We start from the raw sequence: 15,503 nt of genomic DNA on the forward strand, positions 1-15,503 counted from the left end.
ATTATGTTAGACAGAATCTTTATCGAAATTTCAAATATTTGCAATTTGCAGTGCTCATTCTGTCCAGTGGTGGAACGTGATAATAAAGTCATGGGCCCTGAGGATTTTGAAAAGGTTCTAAAGCAAGCAAAGCCTTTGGCGAAACAAGTATGTCTTCATTTAATGGGGGAGCCACTGGCCCATCCTAACTTTGTTAAAATGATGGAGATATGTGAAGAAAATAACGTACCTGTTCAGATAACGACTAATGGTGTGGTGATTGCCAATCGAAAAGAGATCCTTCTAAAAAGCAAGGTTCTTAGGCAAATAAATTTTTCGATACAAAGTTATAAAGATAATTTTCCCAATCGCGATTTCTACACTTACTTGCGTCCTATTCTCGATTTCTCTCGTGAGTTAAATGAAGTCTCACCTGAGACATATGTGAATTATCGACTTTGGAATCTCGGCCGAAATGAGCAGATTATGGAAGAAAATGAAGAAGTCTTCCAGATCCTTGAGCGCTTTTACGATATTGAAGTGAATCGTCGTACACAAGTTGAATCAATTAAAAGTAAGAGAATTTGGAATCGTGTCTATCTTCATTTTGATACGCATTTTGATTGGCCATCTTGGGATCTTCCAAATCAAGGTGAGATCGGCCGTTGCCATGCTCTTAAATCACATATTGGAATCCATGCTGACGGTACAGTCGTACCTTGTTGCCTGGATAAGGAATGTCAGATTCCACTTGGAAATGCATTTGAACAAGACCTTGCTGGTATATTAAAGTCTGACAGAGCAATTGCAATGAGAAAAGGCTTTGATAATAATAAGAGAGTTGAGGAGTTCTGTAAGCATTGTACTTATATCAATCGATTTCAAAAGTCCTAACTAATAATACTTTTTAATTTCTCAAGATTTGAAACCATCATCTTTCTATTTTTTATAGGAAAGTCTTTAAGTTTTACTGAGATCTTTTCTTGAACTTCTGACCAGACCTCATTGTAAAGTCCCTGGCCCTTAGTGCTTAAGCTTAATAGTGTTAGTCTTCCATCTTCAACTGACTTCTTCTTTGTAACAAGCCCTTCATCAACAAGAATATTGATAGTCTTTGTCATGGCCGGTTGGCTAATCCCATGATGTTCGGCCAATTCACCCACTGTCGTCAGTCCGCGACCGATATTTGATAAGGCCCTAAATTGGGGATAGGAAATACGTGGAGATGCCACGGCCTTAACTTCGTCTCTAATTGAGCGAACAATAAAGGGCATAATATCTAAAAGTATTCTTGAAAATGCTAAGTCTTTCACAAGCATATTATATACACGATAAAGCTGGTTAGTAAACGAAGGCAGCGACCACTATGGCCGCTGCGAAAAGGGTTTAATATTCGACTTCTAGATCAGAGTCATCGGACGTTGTCTCAGATCCAAGTGCAGATGATTCTTCTGACGAAGTATCTACACAATCATCAGTCGCCGAGCAATCAGTTGCTGGTGCATTATCAGAACTTTCATATTCTGTTGCTGTTTCAGTCTCACTTGTTGAGTCTGACCAATCTTCTTGTGCAAACGTTAAAGAAGTGTTGAACATCAAAGATAGGAGTAACAGTAGGCTAAGCTTTTTCATCATTAATTTCCTCATAAGTTATTAGTATATACTTAAGATATATACCTTATTTATATATCTAGGTTATATAATATTCCTGTCTCAAATTTCGCACAATAGAAAAATGCACTTCCTATGTAAATTTTTTGTCTTTATAATAAAATCTGATATTTAGTGAATCTCCTGGGGAGGGTAAAAATGTGGCATCCACCAAAAATTGAAACAAAACGACTTGAGCTTAGAGAAATTAGACTAAGTGACCAAGATGCCATTTTCGAATATGGCAAGAAGCCACATATATCAAAATACACCCTTTGGGAGCCTCATGAATCTGTCCAGGATAGTATCGACTTCATCGAAAAATATGCATTTTCAAATTACGAGCAAGGAGTTCCCGAGCCTTTTGCCATTACTTTAAAAGGTGAGGGAAAGTTGATTGGTTGTGTAGGATGCTTTTGGGTATCAACGAAGAATAAGAGTATGGAATTGGCCTATGTCCTAAATGATGAGTACTGGGGACAAGGGATTATTGTAGAAGCTGCCGATGCTGTTATTGAGTATTGCTTTGAGCACTTTGATATCGAGCGAATTCAATGCCGATGTAAGTCTGAAAACCTTGCAAGTGAGAGGGTTATGCAAAAGCTTGGAATGACCTATGAGGGAACATTAAGACGTGAGATTTATCATCGCAATAAGTTTTGGGATATGAAATATTACTCAATTCTTAGAGATTAGAAGTAGAAAGCTGTCTCTAAAGTCGCGTAGGTATGATCTTTTGCTCCTTCAAATTGAGCGCTATAATAATTCACTTTTAAAGTTAGACGAAATGATTGTAGGAGAAGGTGAAATCCTGCATCGGCCTTATAATAGATATCTTTCATATCCTCGCTGGCAATTACATAAGTAGAATCTTGCTTCTTTGAGCCTTGTAAAATGGCATTGAAGTAATTATTTACAACAGATCCATTTGTAAAGAATTCAAGAAAACCAAGATGGATGGCCATCTTAAGGCCAAGTTCTACATCTCTAAGAAGCCCACCCGTGTGCCCTTGTAGCCAGGGAGAGAATTCAAAAACGGGACCTCGATTAATTTTTATAATCTTAAACTCACCATTATAAAATGTTTGATTACTTGTTTGATTTTGCCATCCATTTACTTGAGATGATGGCGTCATTCGATGAAAGAGATTTTGAAGTGATCCGGCCTTTGCATCTGGGCCTTGTTTTCCATACCAGAGATCGGCCCTTAGATAATAGCTATTATTGACATGGCTAAATCCAAAGATTCCATAGAGTAATCCTGTATATGGATGGTCTCCTTCGACAACAGCTGTACTCAGAGTTGCTTCTGGAGTGAAGATCTTGTGGGCAACTCCAAGACGAAACTTTGTTAACGAGCTTTGACCACCAAATCTTCTTTTATACATAAGTTCAATTCCATTGGAGTAGTACTTATCTGTTTCAAAGGCAGCATCATTATCAAATTTAATAGAAAGCTCATTGGCACGCTTACTTTGGGCCAAAGATAAAGAAGAAATTAAGAATAGTATTGATATTAATAATACTTTCACTAAAAAAGTTTATCATTAATCAAATGTTCAAAAATTTAGTCGGAATTATTGTTCTAGTTATCGGACCTTATTACTCGACTAATGCCTTTGCTTGGGCTTTAAGTTGAACAGATGCTGATGTATAGCCGCCATCTCCTCCATCTATAAAGTGAATATGCCCTCCATCATCGATTGTTTCAACTAAACAAGTCATGAGAGCAGTATCTGATAGGTGAGTTCCATAGATGATAGTTCCTTTTTGATATTGCTCTTCTAAATAAGTCTTGATTGATTCGATTTGATCATTAGAACAATCAAGAACTAGCCTAATCATGTCATCAAACTTCTTATAATCACTATGGCTTCCCATTTGATTGCGATAATTTTCGACATTTGGGTAGTTTTTAAACTTTCCCCATTTAAAAAGCACAATAGAAAAGAAGATATCTTTCAGTCGCTTAAAAGAAAGAGAAAATTTTGACTCTTCAATTAAGCAGCGAAGAAAACTTTTGTATGACATCTTTTCAAGATTCATTGGACCCGATTGAGCAATATCTTTGCCCATAATCTCATTAATTCTTTGAAGTATTTCTTTGTAATGATCTTCAACTCCAATTGATTCAATAAGTAGAGTTAAGATTTTACCTTTTTTACTAGGGATAGGGTTCCATCGACATGACAAATTACTTAAGTCAGAATCGGCAATAGGGTTACTATCTTTAAGTTGGTATTTATCATATTGGTCTTTAATAATACGGTCTGCTTCTTTGAGGCCACCGCCACTAAAGACTGCAATACTTTGATTGGGATTAATTCGATAGCGAGATATTTTTGTTTTGATATCTTTTTCAAGTAATTCTGAATTTAAAATCATTCCCACTCTAAGTTCTAAGCCAAATTTCTTTTTTGAAATATTCATTAATGCAATAAGCTCGCCTCTGACTTTTTCAATGGCTTCATTTGGCAAAACAACAGTTGCACCATCACCCCCAAAAACGAAAGGGAAGTTTAAGGTCTTTAATTTTGCCTGAATTGAGGAGATTGTTGCTGCACCAATAAGGTTTACGTCCTTATATTTTCCTGCTGCAACGGCCTTTGTCGAGCCTTTGACGTCTGTTACAATAATCGACCAATCACTTGGTAGATCGCGGTAGAATTGTCGATCAGTCATATTATTAAAATCAGTGATTACCGGTAATTTCTCATAGAAGTCAAAAGCCATAGAATATCCTTTAATTACAGTATTTTAACCTATCTAAAGAATTAACACACTATCATATTTACAAGCTATAAAATCTGCCTTCTGTGACATGATATAAATGAGCAAAGGAGAGATTATGAGGTACATATACTGCTTAATTATAAGCGTTCTATGTTCTAGTATTTATGCTGGTTCATTTACGTTAGAAAACCATGGTTATGTTAAATGGAATGTTTCTGTAAAGAAGAAAGCTGGAAGCATTTCAGTCGTTAGGAATGGAAGAACGGCAAAGATGGCAAAGTTAAGCATGGAAGAGAGAAAGCAGGTGGATGCAAGATTATTTTCTTTTTCTGACTTTGGACGTTTCAAAGAGTCTACAATGGGCTTTTCTTATTCTGATGAGAGATCACAAGAAAGTATTATAAAACAGATGACTAATGATTTCTACGTTGAGCTAATGGCAAAAATGCAAAATATTGAAGTAACATTTGAAGATACTTATCTTTCAAATATTAAGTGTGAAGAAACCGGATTTTTTAAAAAGGTTTTAAACTGTCATGCAAAATTTAAAAACGTTATTGAAGTGGACCTACAATAGGCTATGAACAGTCATCTTAAAAACAAAGTCATTGCTATTACCGGTACAACTGGAGGACTAGGAAAGGCCTTGAGTCTTGAATTAGAAAAGCGAGGAGCTAAGCTTGCATTAATGGACCTTGATGTCGAGCAAGTTAAAAAGCAGGCCACTGAGCTCAACGCCTTAGGATTAGAAGTTGATATAACAGATTACGAATCGATTAAAAAGGCAATGGCCAAAGTTAACGATCATTACGGACAGATTGATATTGTTATTGCTAATGCTGGTATAACTCAAATTGCACCAATGACGACAACTGATGAAAGAGACTTCTCAAGAGTTATCGATATAAATTTAAATGGTTCATGGAGAACATTTAAGGCTGCACTTTCGTATATTGAAGAAAGCAAGGGCTACCTCGCTGCAATTTGCTCGATGGCCTCATTTGTTCATTGTCCTTTGCAGGCATCATATGCTGCTAGTAAGGCCGGAATGCTCGCTGTATGCAATAGTATTAGATTAGAAGTAAAACATCTCGGAGTCGATGTTGGAAGCTATCATCCAACTTTCTTTCCTTCTCCATTAATGGATAATGTAACGAGTGATCCCGTGGGGCACAAATTATGGGGGGGAAATAAAGAAGGCCCTTGGAAAATGATCACTGTTGAAGAAGTTGTGGATGAGATCTTAAATGGCCTCGAAGATCGAGCTGAGTTAGTTGTCATTCCTAAGCGCAAGACTTTAGTGGCAAAGGCGAGTGGCTTTTTTCGACGCTATATTGAAAAACGAGGCTTTAAAGGCAATGAAGTACAAGAGGCCATTGAATTAGCAAAGTCTCTATCTAATTAATTTCTGAAATCTGTTTGGCCATTTTCGTCTGTTTGATTAAGTATATAGACCGCTTCGGTGAGGCTCTGTGCACTTTTTAAAACCTCTGTATCGAGATTATCACTACTATTCATAATAAAGTTATCAATATCTTTTTTAAGGTTTCTAAAAAGTGGAATTAGGTTTTTCTCTATTTTATTTGAGTATTCAAAAGATATTTCTTGTTTAACAAGGTCTTTAATTCTTGCATTTATAATTTCATGCTTAAAATAGAATCCTAGGACGACTTTCGTAAAGTAAATGATAAAGGAAATAAACATAATAATATGTGTTGTATCTGCAGTGACAAGAGAGAGAAGGCAAGCCGTTGTCGATAAAATATAAATATACTTCTCTCGAGTATTGGCCGCTAAGACTATTGTAAATAGAAGGCTACTCAATAGTAGAGAGAGTGAGACAGCAGACTCATGGCTGAAGTAATATTTAGCTGAAAAAAGAATTTGTGCTATCAGCAGATAAAAGAAACTTACTTTCTGAATAGAGTAGTGATTCTTTGTCTTATAAAGATGAAAGGCAAAAACTAGAAAGTTTATAACGATTGCTAGGCCAGTATATGAGATATTTGAAATCGATGCATGGATATCAATTGTATAGAGCATATAGAATAAACAAATCGATAAGATGACTATAATCGAAGACTTCTTAAAGTTATTGAAAATTGGAATGTTGAAAATATCAACTTGATAGTCGAGTAGGTGGTCAACGTCATCGAAGTCTTCGTCTAAAAAATCTTCGATACGAGAGCTATTTTTAATTAGGCTTTCTTCTATTTTCTTTCGATCTTTAATCCCAGAAGAAAAGACATTCAATATATTATTGATGGGATTTAATAAGTTATGAGCGAAGTAGCTTTTGAGATTTAAAATATTCTTGTGGAATTCTTTTTTATGTAGAATTTCAGTAGCGTTATTTCTAAAAATAATCGATTGGATTGAACTCACAGTTGTAATGAATATATGAAGAAATGTAATTAATACGAGATTGGGATCATCAAGCATAAAATTATTAAATGAAATAATAAGAAAGTGCAGGAGACAGTACTTTATATTTGTATGCTGAAGATGAAAGGCCAAAATAATAATGGCAGCAATATAACAAAAAGAGCTGGCTGGAGTGTATCCGGCCAAACGTGGGTAAATAGTCCACATTAAACTTTCGACAACAACGGTGAAAAAAAAGAAGCCCGTTAAGTGGTTTTTAAAGTATTTCTTATGAAAACAAAATGCCATTAATAAATTAAATGGAATAAGAAGATTAAAGGCCTTTAAAAGGTGAGGCTCAATATTAAAATATGAGAAGGCAATATAGATGATAATCATCATCACTGCTGCCAAAACGTGCATTTGAAAGAACTCACGATATTTTTGATTCAAATGGAAGTAGTCTTTCGCTTGCATACTATTTAGTACACCCCTTAATAAATAGTATTAATTATACAATATATAGTATTTATTCACAGTATGGTACGTGCTTTTTGTAATTTAAACAGGGTTATGACAAATATTTATGCAGTTTTTGTTACTTTGAAGACCCCTGATAGAGCGGGTATACAGCTTCAGGACGAGACGCGTATCGCAACTTCTTATACGCAATCTCGTACCTGATAGTGCTAAAGTATTGAAATGTTTTCAATTAAAATTGAAAGTCTCTTAGGGCCTCTTCTGTTAATGCTTCTTCACCAACAATACAAATCCCTGAGCATACATAAGTGTTGTATGAGCAGTGGGCCTCACTACTTACACGACGACAAATATAACCATCCATTTGACCTTTATTTTTATCACACCAAGAAATCATGGCCTCATAGGCTTCATGTTTTTTTCCCGATCTACCAATTCCAACAACTGGTAGATTAAATGCTTGAGTGCTTAATGTTATTAAGATGAAAAATAAACCTAGAAATCTCATATCCCCTCCATATGATCTATTAGTGACTTTTTCACGAACATATCTTCTAAAGAAATGGTTAGTCTAGTTATTTTATTTGATGAATTAGAGGTTGAATGAAAAATAGGGCCCGTCACCTGACCTCCCGTAGTGGTCGGTCGGTGTTGTTCGGCATCAATTTGCCATCGTGGCCCTTCTGTTTGAATTATTGTGAGTAAAAGTAAGTGAGACTATTTTGCTTAGTTGGTTCACCTGACCTCCCGTAGTGGTCGGTCGGTGTTGTTCGGCATCAATTTGCCATCGTGGCAATTGCTGCCTCCAAAAAATAAAAAAGCCAGACTAGGTCTGGCTTCTTTATAAAACTGGTACTCCCAAGGGGCATCGTGCGGCAAAAGTGCCCCTAAGGGCAGTTTTGAAGCACAGATGAATGTGACTTAAGAAATCAAAGAGCGAAGCTCGCGTGATTTCGAATCAAAGCTAGTCGTTGGGAAGTATTAATTAATTGAAAGTTCGAATCCTCAGAAAAACAGTGTAATTCAGGTATGCGACACCTTTATGCAATTTAAATAAGTTAGCGTTTTCTCCCTCGAGTATTTTCAGCAAAATTCTTCTTAAGATGCCTAATACTGAAGTTTTATCCAGATGCAAAAGATAATTCAATATCAACAAAGACTTAGTTGTAAAATCATTCGTTTACCTTTCTTTCCTCTCATCGTATTTCATTTGATTTCATGGCATTTTATGTGTTGACCAGACCGAATTAATTAATAGATTAGAAGCAGAGCAGCTGACCATAAGATGATAAATATAAGCATTCCAAGTCTTATGGCCCTAATTTTCTTTTTGTAAAACACCCTTTTCTCTTCAACTCTTTCAAGCGATAGTCTTTCTTTTGTTGACTGTAACTTATGAGAGAAGTTGAAAAGTAAAATTATAAAGGGGAGTGAGAAAGCCATTTGCATCTCCCATCCTTCAACTGAGTATGATTGGAAGGTTTTTAGCCACATATATAAGTCCTTTATTCGAGAATTTGTCCTAGAAGATATGTTCCTATAATAGGAAGTATAATCAGTACTATAGTCATATAAGCGATCCAATTATCTTTGAATGACCAGTTGGCGCCATCCCATATCCATTTCTTAAACTTATTCATAGATTAATAATAGCATAGTAAACAGCAATTCTTGGCAGTAATAAAGAATGAAAGCTTCTGTAATTACTTAATATTACTATCTGTAATTGAAGTTATAAGAACTTAACGACTTAAGGCTTATAATCTTTTAATGGAGTATATGAGAAATAACAAAAATGCATATCTTGCTTCAGTGAGAGATATAAGTTTTAACTTGGGATATATGCATTTATTTTTAATTACCTATATATGGAAGAGCGGAGCATTGAGGAAGAAAACCATCTCTGGTGCTCTTAGTGTTCTTTTTTGGCTGATAATTTCATTTGGTTTGATTTATACGAATATTTTATTACTTGCTGTAGCAGCCTTGTTCACATTTAAAGTTACAGGGTCAATATGATGAGTTTTAGTCATGCTTCTAACTGAAGATGAGTTTAGAAAAATAGCTAAATTTTATCTCTCTGTCTATTTGACTGTTGTTTCTATTTTTTGGATCAGTTTCTACTATTTTTTAAAATTAAGGCTCTATATTCCTTTAATCGTTCTGATAGCTCTTTATTTAATATTCATAATATTTGCGTCTTTAATGATTCATAAGCTAGAGGAATCTTGGAGATTATCTTTAGATATCAGTAAGATTTCAAAGAAAGAGTATTTGGTTAGGACATTACTTGAATTTTTGTTTGTAGGAGTAATCTTTTTATCTATTTTTTCTCTTTATTTTTATAAAAGAGGTGATCAATATAAGCCAGTTTATAAAACCAAACTAGTATTTATTATTGTTATAATTCAGCTTCTATTTTCAATGCCTGCAACTATTGAAAAGGGGTGGTGGCGATCAGTAGTATCTCCAATGGCATATAGTTTAAACTATATTGCTTATGTTGGGACTGGGGCACTTTCAATTCTTTCAATTAAGGAGGATTCCGAGTGTTTTAAAGACTATACATGTACCAAAAAGAGAAGTTATGAAGAATTAAACAACAGAAATTCTACGGACTTCATATTAAAAGCAGCGCTTCTAAATGCATCAAATTTAAAATCTAGTCTATCTCAACCATTGCAATTAATTAATGCACTAGAAATAGAACTTCTTATACTTAAGGGTATTGATGAAGAATATAGACTTAGTTCTGATATTCCAGTTGGCCTGCATTACATTAATCCTCCTACCGCGATAGAGATACTCTTAATCTATATTTGTGACTTAATTTTAATGAGTAAGTTTGTATATACGACTATTAACAAATCTTTAGTACTCGTTGATGGAATTAAAAGTCTAGGTAGTGGCAAATTGAGTATTAAAGATAAAAGAAGAGTAGAGGAACTTGAAAGTCATATTGTTAAATATAAAGAAGACCTTATTTTATATGATATTGGGAAAGTAATTGGGGGGATTAAAAAATAGGCCCTAAAATATAAAAGGCCAGATCTAAGATCTGGCCTAATATAAAACTGGTACTCCCAAGGGGATTCGAACCCCTGTTACCGCCGTGAAAAGGCGGTGTCCTAGACCGGGCTAGACGATGGGAGCGCTAACTTATTTCCCGGATTTGGAAACCAAAATGGTGATCTCTCTGCGACTCGAACGCAGGACCCTCTCCTTAAAAGGGAGATGCTCTAACCAACTGAGCTAAGAGACCATCTGTGTTTTGGTGAGATAGAATATAAGTGTTCTTGGTTCAGAAGTCAATGCTGATTTTCAAAAAAGTTAAGAAAAATGGTAATTTTTTTAGGAAGTTAAATTTATTTACTCATGGTATTTTTTATCGCCTAACTTGTCACGAAAGCCGAAATAGTCTATTTTAAGCCGATTAATACAGGACTTTATAAAGGTAGACTTCAGTGACGACAGAAGTAAATTCAACAGATAATAATTCACAAAAAAAAGTGGCATTCCACACTTTAGGATGTCGTTTAAATTTTTCAGAGACGGGAACAATTTCTCAAGGCTTTGTTGAGCGTGGATATGAGGTTGTTGAATTTGGTGATAGTGCTGATGTTACTTTTATTAATACATGTACAGTAACGGATGGTGCGGACTCTACGTGCCGCAACTTAATTCGTAAGGCCCATCGAGCTTCTCCTGATGGAAAGATTGTCGTCGCTGGCTGTTACGCCCAAATGGATGCCCCACGCATTGCTAAAATGACTGGTGTTGATCTTGTTCTTGGAACAAGTGAGAAATATAAAGTCTTTGATTATTTAAGTGAAGATGAAACAGATACCATTCATATTGATAAATCTAAGGATTTCTTTGGTGCGGCAACTTCAAAAGAAGAAGGTCACACGAGAGCGTTTCTAAAGATTCAGGACGGGTGTAATTACGTTTGTTCATTCTGTATTATTCCTTTTGCTCGTGGACGCTCTAAGGCCGTCTCAATCGCTCAGGCGATTGAAGAAGCAAAGAGTGTTATTGCTCAAGGCTTTAAAGAAATTGTTCTCACTGGTGTTAATATTGGTGAATACGAAACAACGTCAGGTGAAAAACTTCTGGATCTTTTGAAAGAGTTAAATGCACTTGAAGGCCTAGAGAGAATTCGCCTTGGAAGTGTTGAGCCAAATACTATCACAGATGAGCTTCTTGATTATATGGCCTCTTCACCTAAGTTTCTTGATCACTTTCATGTTCCTATGCAAAGTGGAAATGATGAGATCCTCACAAAGATGAAGCGTAAGTATCTTGTGGAAGATTATCGTCGCATTATAAATAAGATCATTGAACGTTTTCCAAATGCTGGGATTGGGGCCGATGTTATTTGTGGTTTTCCTGGTGAAACAGATGAGCAATTTCAAGATACTTTTAACCTCTTAAAAGAATTACCAATTACACACTTTCATGTGTTCCCATACTCTAAGAGAAAGAATACGGTTGCAGCACGTATGGAAGACCATATCCAACATCCAGTAAAGAAGAGTCGAGTAAAGACTCTGATGATGTTAGGCGATGCTAAGCTTAATATGTTCTCTGAAGACTTTATTGGTGAAACGTCTAACGTTCTTTTTGAAAAGAAAGATAAGAACGGACTTTGGGAAGGTTATACATCCAACTTTATTCGCGTAAAAGTATCTCATGATGGTGATTTGAAGAATCAAATTCATCAAGTGCAACTTAAAGAGTTTAAAGATAATAAGGTTTTTGCAGAGTTATTGTAATTGCTGCGCCGCTCACGGCACTTTTGACAATTTTTTAACAATTTAAAACCGATTCCTAACAATAGTTGAACAAATGCATATCAACTTTTGCGTATTCTAATCTTGTCGATAGGGAACGCAAAAGGAAGTAAGCTTTATTTTGTTCTGCTTTTAAAACTCCTCTTACTCCTCGTGCTTATCTCAACTTGTCCCTCCCTGAGAAGGTCCCTATCGACGAGTACAAAAGCTTTGTGCCATTTCGATCATCTCTCTCTCTCCGGTATGGCACAAAGATCTTTTGACTAAGAAAGTAAGAAAATACATCGCTCTAGAAAAGATGCGATAGAACCTATATCACACACGCCAATGAGTTGCTCTGAATAGGGCGCTCGCCTCAATGATGGTAGTCTGCAACGGCCATCTCCCAAAACAACGTTCAAGATAGAAAGGCCTAGGTAGAACCTAGGCCAAAAATCTTTCTTATTTTGAATGATTAATTAGAAGTATTCTTTTAGAAATTTAATTTCAGATCTTTCTGGACCGAAGGCAATGATTCCAACTGGGATTTCAATCGCCTCTTCAATTAGTGCGATATAATCTTTTACTTCTTTTGAAAGCTCACCTTTGAAGTCATCGTTAAAACCAGCAACTTCTTTAAGAATTGGTTTAACTTTTGAAAGATCAATTCCTGGATAGGCACAATCGATTGTACGTCCTTCGTACTCATATCCTGTACAAACTTGAAGTGGTCCCATCTCACTTAGAACATCAAGCTTAGTCAGCGCAATGGAAGTTAAGTTTGAGCATTTAACAGAGTATTTTAAAAGAGGAAGGTCAAGCCAGCCACATCTTCTCTTACGTCCTGTTGTCGCTCCAAATTCTCCACCTTTAGTTTGAATATCTTCACCCATTTGATCAAATAATTCAGTAGGGAATGGACCTTCTCCAACTCTAGTAGTGTAGGCTTTTGTAATCCCTAGAACTTCTTCAACGGTACCACCTGGAAGTCCCGCTCCAGAGTAAATTCCTGCATAAGCAGTTGAAGATGATGTAACAAATGGATATGAACCAAAGTCGATATCAAGAAGAACACCTTGTGCGCCTTCAAAAAGAATCTTCTTACCAGCGCGCTTTGCTTCATCAAGGAAGCTAAATGTATCGCAAACAAATGGTTCAAGTTCTTTAGCAAGGTTCATAAGTCTTTCTACTTCTTCTTCAACACTTGGGTATTCACACTCATATAATTTAGTGAAAAGAGTTTCTTTTTCTAAAAGGTTTGCCTTTAGCTTTTCAGTTAAAACTTCTTTGTCGAAAAGGTCTTTTACTTTGATCCCTTTTCTTGAAATCTTATCTTCATAAGCTGGGCCAATTCCTTTTCCTGTTGTTCCAATCTTTACTGGACCTTTGGCCTCACGTTGCCCGTCAAGAAGACGGTTATAAAAAGTGATAACAGAGGTATTAGAAGAAATCTTAAGTTTCTCAGGAGTAACAGTTAGACCAGAGTTTTTAACATTTTCTATTTCTTTAGAGAATGCTTCTGGATCTAGAACAACACCATGGCCAATAACTGAGACACAGTGATCGTGTAAAATTCCTGAAGGAATGAGGTGTAATACCACCTTCTTTTCACCAACAATGATCGTGTGACCAGCGTTGTTTCCTCCTTGGTAGCGAACAACAACATCGCATTTTAATCCAAGTAGATCAGTGATTTTACCTTTTCCTTCATCTCCCCATTGAGAACCAATAATCGCAAGTGATTTCATAATTAAGCTTTAACCTCGTGTAGTAAATTATCATTTAAAAAGTATTCTTTAAGTTGATTTACTGCCATTTCTCCAACTCTTAATTGTGCTTCATCAGTTGCAGCACCTAGGTGAGGAGTTAATACGAGATTTGGGATTTGGCGTAGGGGAGAGTCTTCTTCAAGTGGCTCTGTTGCAAATACATCAAAGCCAGCTGCTTTTAGCTTACCTTCTTTAAGAGCACTAACAAGGTCTTCCTCGTTAACAATTCCTCCGCGAGAAGCATTAACTAAAATAGCATGAGACTGCATTTTATTAAATAAGTCCTTGTTGATCATTCCTTTCGTTTCTTCCATTAGAGGAGTATGAAGTGTAATGATGTCACAAGTTTCAAAAATTTCTTCTACTGATTGGGCCTTTGATACGTACGCTAGATCACTTGATTCACAAAATGGATCAAAGAATTTAACTTCTGGTTCAAAACCTTGAAGTCTTTTAGCAACGATCTTTCCAATTTGACCAAAACCAACGATACCAACTTTCTTATTTGTTAGCTCATTTCCTGTGTACTTTGATTTGTCCCAACCACCGTTTTTCATTGTGGCATCTGCTGCAGCAGTATGTCTAAGAACAGTCATCATAAGAGCAACGGCGTGCTCTGCTGCCGAGTTATTATTAGCACCTGGAGTGTTAGAAACTTTTACCCCACGCTCACCACATTTAACTTTATCGATATTATCTGTACCAGCTCCAGCACGAATAACGTACTTAAGATTTGGTGCTAGCTCTAAGTATTCTTCTTGAACCTTTGTAGCAGAGCGGATAACAAGAGCGCTTGCTTTTGGAAGAAGTTCTTTAATCTCATCTTGAGTTAATTTTGCTTTTGGATGTACGTCAAATTCACTTACAGCTTGTAATGATGCAAATACGTCAGCATCCATTCCGTCACATACGACAATAAATGGTTTCACAAAGGCCTCCATAGCTTTTTGAAGTTTTCTTAGTTGTGCTGCGATTATAGAACGCTAGCCACTACATGTAACCCTATTATTGGCAACTTTTTGTAAGTTGCCTTTTAGTTTTTCATTAGAAATAATTATTAAATGCGAAAATTATTAGAAATACTTATATTAAGCCTATTAACACTAAGTGCCGTGGCCGCAATTCCAGAGGGATACTTCGTGGACCACGATAAGCTAATTAAGGATTACCGAATTGAGAAACAATACAATCCTAATGATTTTCTCACTTATATGCTTTCTGAAAATCCAGCAGTTCCCACTGAGCAAGTGATTCAGATTGCTTATGAAACGATCACTCTTGCTGAGTGTTTTAAAGTGGATGCAAAGCTTTTTGTGGCCCTCATGAGAATGGAGTCAAATTTTGATATGACGGCCATTTCCCACACCGGAGCAGTGGGATTAACACAATTTACTTCTATTGGTGCCCAAGAAGTCTCTGATCAACTAGGGGAGAGAGGCCCGCGATATGCGAATTCTCGCAATACTAATTATTTAAACGATATTATTGGAAATTGCACTGATCAGTGGCAGCAGCTCTGGTTAAGAGAGCGTGGCTGGAGTAATCAGAAAGAATTATTCTTAGAAGATGTTCAGCTTTCTATCATCTACGGCATGATTCTTTTAAAGGTCTTTTTGGCCAAGAATTATGAACAAGACCTAATGGATAATTATTATCAAGCGTTAGTGGACTATAATGGGGAGCCAGGGGATCGTAAATATTGGTATGCTCGTACAATTTTGAAGTTTTACGATGAAATCTAATTTTATTCATGCTA

General features: G+C 36.1%; 17 protein-coding genes and 2 tRNA genes. 7 read left to right on the forward strand and 12 right to left on the reverse strand.

The window, feature by feature from the left end; translation table 11 throughout:
- Positions 1-3 precede the first annotated feature (3 nt).
- Positions 4-873 carry a radical SAM/SPASM domain-containing protein gene (locus tag ACMAZI_RS10645; protein ID WP_120404153.1) on the forward strand — a complete coding sequence of 290 codons (870 nt, stop codon included), beginning with the start codon at positions 4-6 and terminating at the stop codon, positions 871-873.
- On the opposite strand, the gene ACMAZI_RS10650 is transcribed toward ACMAZI_RS10645, so the two are convergent.
- Positions 870-1,292 carry a MarR family winged helix-turn-helix transcriptional regulator gene (locus ACMAZI_RS10650; protein ID WP_158536871.1) on the reverse strand — a complete coding sequence of 141 codons (423 nt, stop codon included), beginning with the start codon at positions 1,290-1,292 and terminating at the stop codon, positions 870-872. The genes ACMAZI_RS10645 and ACMAZI_RS10650 overlap by 4 nt on opposite strands.
- 73 nt (positions 1,293-1,365) lie before the next feature.
- Positions 1,366-1,611 carry a hypothetical protein gene (locus ACMAZI_RS10655; protein WP_334678778.1) on the reverse strand — a complete coding sequence of 82 codons (246 nt, stop codon included), beginning with the start codon at positions 1,609-1,611 and terminating at the stop codon, positions 1,366-1,368.
- Between the two features lie 177 nt (positions 1,612-1,788).
- Here ACMAZI_RS10655 and ACMAZI_RS10660 point away from each other — a divergent pair, with 177 nt between their 5' ends.
- Positions 1,789-2,325 carry a GNAT family N-acetyltransferase gene (locus ACMAZI_RS10660; protein ID WP_115361999.1) on the forward strand — a complete coding sequence of 179 codons (537 nt, stop codon included), beginning with the start codon at positions 1,789-1,791 and terminating at the stop codon, positions 2,323-2,325.
- On the opposite strand, the gene ACMAZI_RS10665 is transcribed toward ACMAZI_RS10660, so the two are convergent.
- Together ACMAZI_RS10665 and ACMAZI_RS10670 are read right to left on the reverse strand one after the other, a co-directional pair.
- Positions 2,322-3,161, reverse strand: coding sequence for a lipid A-modifier LpxR family protein (locus ACMAZI_RS10665; protein ID WP_412474076.1), 840 nt, complete (start codon positions 3,159-3,161; stop codon positions 2,322-2,324). The two genes, ACMAZI_RS10660 and ACMAZI_RS10665, sit on opposite strands and share 4 nt — an antisense overlap.
- Positions 3,162-3,231: 70 nt before the next feature.
- Entirely contained in the window at positions 3,232-4,362 is a 1,131-nt protein-coding gene (locus tag ACMAZI_RS10670; RefSeq protein ID WP_115361995.1) for a DUF3095 family protein, read from the reverse strand.
- A 115-nt stretch (positions 4,363-4,477) separates the two neighbouring features.
- Between ACMAZI_RS10670 and ACMAZI_RS10675 the strand changes: the two genes are divergently transcribed.
- Together ACMAZI_RS10675 and ACMAZI_RS10680 are read left to right on the forward strand one after the other, a co-directional pair.
- Positions 4,478-4,939: a hypothetical protein gene (locus ACMAZI_RS10675; RefSeq protein ID WP_115361993.1), complete on the forward strand. Its 462-nt coding sequence runs from the start codon at positions 4,478-4,480 to the stop codon at positions 4,937-4,939.
- A gap of 3 nt (positions 4,940-4,942) precedes the next feature.
- Positions 4,943-5,767 (forward strand): SDR family NAD(P)-dependent oxidoreductase, encoded by an 825-nt coding sequence (locus ACMAZI_RS10680; protein ID WP_115361991.1) that lies wholly within the window; start codon positions 4,943-4,945, stop codon positions 5,765-5,767.
- On the opposite strand, the gene ACMAZI_RS10685 is transcribed toward ACMAZI_RS10680, so the two are convergent.
- From ACMAZI_RS10685 to ACMAZI_RS10700, 4 genes are all read right to left on the reverse strand, one after another.
- Positions 5,764-7,203 (reverse strand): hypothetical protein, encoded by a 1,440-nt coding sequence (locus ACMAZI_RS10685; protein WP_115361989.1) that lies wholly within the window; start codon positions 7,201-7,203, stop codon positions 5,764-5,766. The genes ACMAZI_RS10680 and ACMAZI_RS10685 overlap by 4 nt on opposite strands.
- 235 nt (positions 7,204-7,438) lie before the next feature.
- A complete protein-coding gene (locus tag ACMAZI_RS10690; RefSeq protein ID WP_115361987.1) occupies positions 7,439-7,714 on the reverse strand; it encodes a hypothetical protein in 276 nt (91 codons plus the stop codon).
- A gap of 743 nt (positions 7,715-8,457) precedes the next feature.
- On the reverse strand, positions 8,458-8,700 hold the full coding sequence (locus ACMAZI_RS10695; protein WP_412474077.1) for a hypothetical protein: 243 nt from the start codon (positions 8,698-8,700) through the stop codon (positions 8,458-8,460).
- A gap of 11 nt (positions 8,701-8,711) precedes the next feature.
- Positions 8,712-8,846 (reverse strand): hypothetical protein, encoded by a 135-nt coding sequence (locus ACMAZI_RS10700; protein WP_412474078.1) that lies wholly within the window; start codon positions 8,844-8,846, stop codon positions 8,712-8,714.
- A gap of 391 nt (positions 8,847-9,237) precedes the next feature.
- On the opposite strand from ACMAZI_RS10700, the gene ACMAZI_RS10705 reads away from it, so the two are divergent.
- Complete coding sequence (locus tag ACMAZI_RS10705) at positions 9,238-10,233, forward strand: hypothetical protein (RefSeq protein WP_412474079.1); 996 nt, start codon at positions 9,238-9,240, stop codon at positions 10,231-10,233.
- Between the two features lie 48 nt (positions 10,234-10,281).
- On the opposite strand, the gene ACMAZI_RS10710 is transcribed toward ACMAZI_RS10705, so the two are convergent.
- Together ACMAZI_RS10710 and ACMAZI_RS10715 are read right to left on the reverse strand one after the other, a co-directional pair.
- Positions 10,282-10,359 (reverse strand) — tRNA-Glu (locus ACMAZI_RS10710).
- Between the two features lie 32 nt (positions 10,360-10,391).
- Positions 10,392-10,468: transfer RNA gene (locus ACMAZI_RS10715), tRNA-Lys, on the reverse strand.
- A gap of 202 nt (positions 10,469-10,670) precedes the next feature.
- Between ACMAZI_RS10715 and mtaB the strand changes: the two genes are divergently transcribed.
- Complete coding sequence (gene mtaB, locus ACMAZI_RS10720; RefSeq protein WP_115361985.1) at positions 10,671-11,981, forward strand: tRNA (N(6)-L-threonylcarbamoyladenosine(37)-C(2))-methylthiotransferase MtaB; 1,311 nt, start codon at positions 10,671-10,673, stop codon at positions 11,979-11,981.
- A gap of 476 nt (positions 11,982-12,457) precedes the next feature.
- Here mtaB and ACMAZI_RS10725 read toward each other — a convergent pair whose 3' ends face one another.
- Together ACMAZI_RS10725 and ACMAZI_RS10730 are read right to left on the reverse strand one after the other, a co-directional pair.
- Positions 12,458-13,726 (reverse strand): adenylosuccinate synthase, encoded by a 1,269-nt coding sequence (locus ACMAZI_RS10725; RefSeq protein WP_412474080.1) that lies wholly within the window; start codon positions 13,724-13,726, stop codon positions 12,458-12,460.
- Between the two features lie 2 nt (positions 13,727-13,728).
- Positions 13,729-14,676 carry a hydroxyacid dehydrogenase gene (locus ACMAZI_RS10730; protein WP_158536870.1) on the reverse strand — a complete coding sequence of 316 codons (948 nt, stop codon included), beginning with the start codon at positions 14,674-14,676 and terminating at the stop codon, positions 13,729-13,731.
- A 132-nt stretch (positions 14,677-14,808) separates the two neighbouring features.
- Here ACMAZI_RS10730 and ACMAZI_RS10735 point away from each other — a divergent pair, with 132 nt between their 5' ends.
- On the forward strand, positions 14,809-15,489 hold the full coding sequence (locus ACMAZI_RS10735; RefSeq protein ID WP_412474081.1) for a transglycosylase SLT domain-containing protein: 681 nt from the start codon (positions 14,809-14,811) through the stop codon (positions 15,487-15,489).
- Positions 15,490-15,503: the final 14 nt, after the last annotated feature.

The sequence above is a fragment of the Halobacteriovorax sp. YZS-3-1 genome (assembly GCF_047084945.1).
Classification (GTDB): Bacteria; Bdellovibrionota; Bacteriovoracia; order Bacteriovoracales; family Bacteriovoracaceae; genus Halobacteriovorax_A; species Halobacteriovorax_A vibrionivorans.

Bases quoted from the DNA above. Each gene is read 5' to 3' on its own strand.
- ACMAZI_RS10690 (WP_115361987.1), bottom strand. From the start codon at position 7,714: ATGAGATTTCTAGGTTTATTTTTCATCTTAATAACATTAAGCACTCAA.
- ACMAZI_RS10685 (WP_115361989.1), bottom strand. From the start codon at position 7,203: ATGCAAGCGAAAGACTACTTCCATTTGAATCAAAAATATCGTGAGTTC.
- ACMAZI_RS10705 (WP_412474079.1), top strand. From the start codon at position 9,238: ATGCTTCTAACTGAAGATGAGTTTAGAAAAATAGCTAAATTTTATCTC.
- ACMAZI_RS10695 (WP_412474077.1), bottom strand. From the start codon at position 8,700: ATGTGGCTAAAAACCTTCCAATCATACTCAGTTGAAGGATGGGAGATG.
- ACMAZI_RS10725 (WP_412474080.1), bottom strand. From the start codon at position 13,726: ATGAAATCACTTGCGATTATTGGTTCTCAATGGGGAGATGAAGGAAAA.
- ACMAZI_RS10675 (WP_115361993.1), top strand. From the start codon at position 4,478: ATGAGGTACATATACTGCTTAATTATAAGCGTTCTATGTTCTAGTATT.
- ACMAZI_RS10735 (WP_412474081.1), top strand. From the start codon at position 14,809: ATGCGAAAATTATTAGAAATACTTATATTAAGCCTATTAACACTAAGT.
- ACMAZI_RS10700 (WP_412474078.1), bottom strand. From the start codon at position 8,846: ATGAATAAGTTTAAGAAATGGATATGGGATGGCGCCAACTGGTCATTC.
- ACMAZI_RS10670 (WP_115361995.1), bottom strand. From the start codon at position 4,362: ATGGCTTTTGACTTCTATGAGAAATTACCGGTAATCACTGATTTTAAT.
- ACMAZI_RS10655 (WP_334678778.1), bottom strand. From the start codon at position 1,611: ATGAAAAAGCTTAGCCTACTGTTACTCCTATCTTTGATGTTCAACACT.
- ACMAZI_RS10645 (WP_120404153.1), top strand. From the start codon at position 4: ATGTTAGACAGAATCTTTATCGAAATTTCAAATATTTGCAATTTGCAG.
- ACMAZI_RS10680 (WP_115361991.1), top strand. From the start codon at position 4,943: ATGAACAGTCATCTTAAAAACAAAGTCATTGCTATTACCGGTACAACT.
- ACMAZI_RS10660 (WP_115361999.1), top strand. From the start codon at position 1,789: ATGTGGCATCCACCAAAAATTGAAACAAAACGACTTGAGCTTAGAGAA.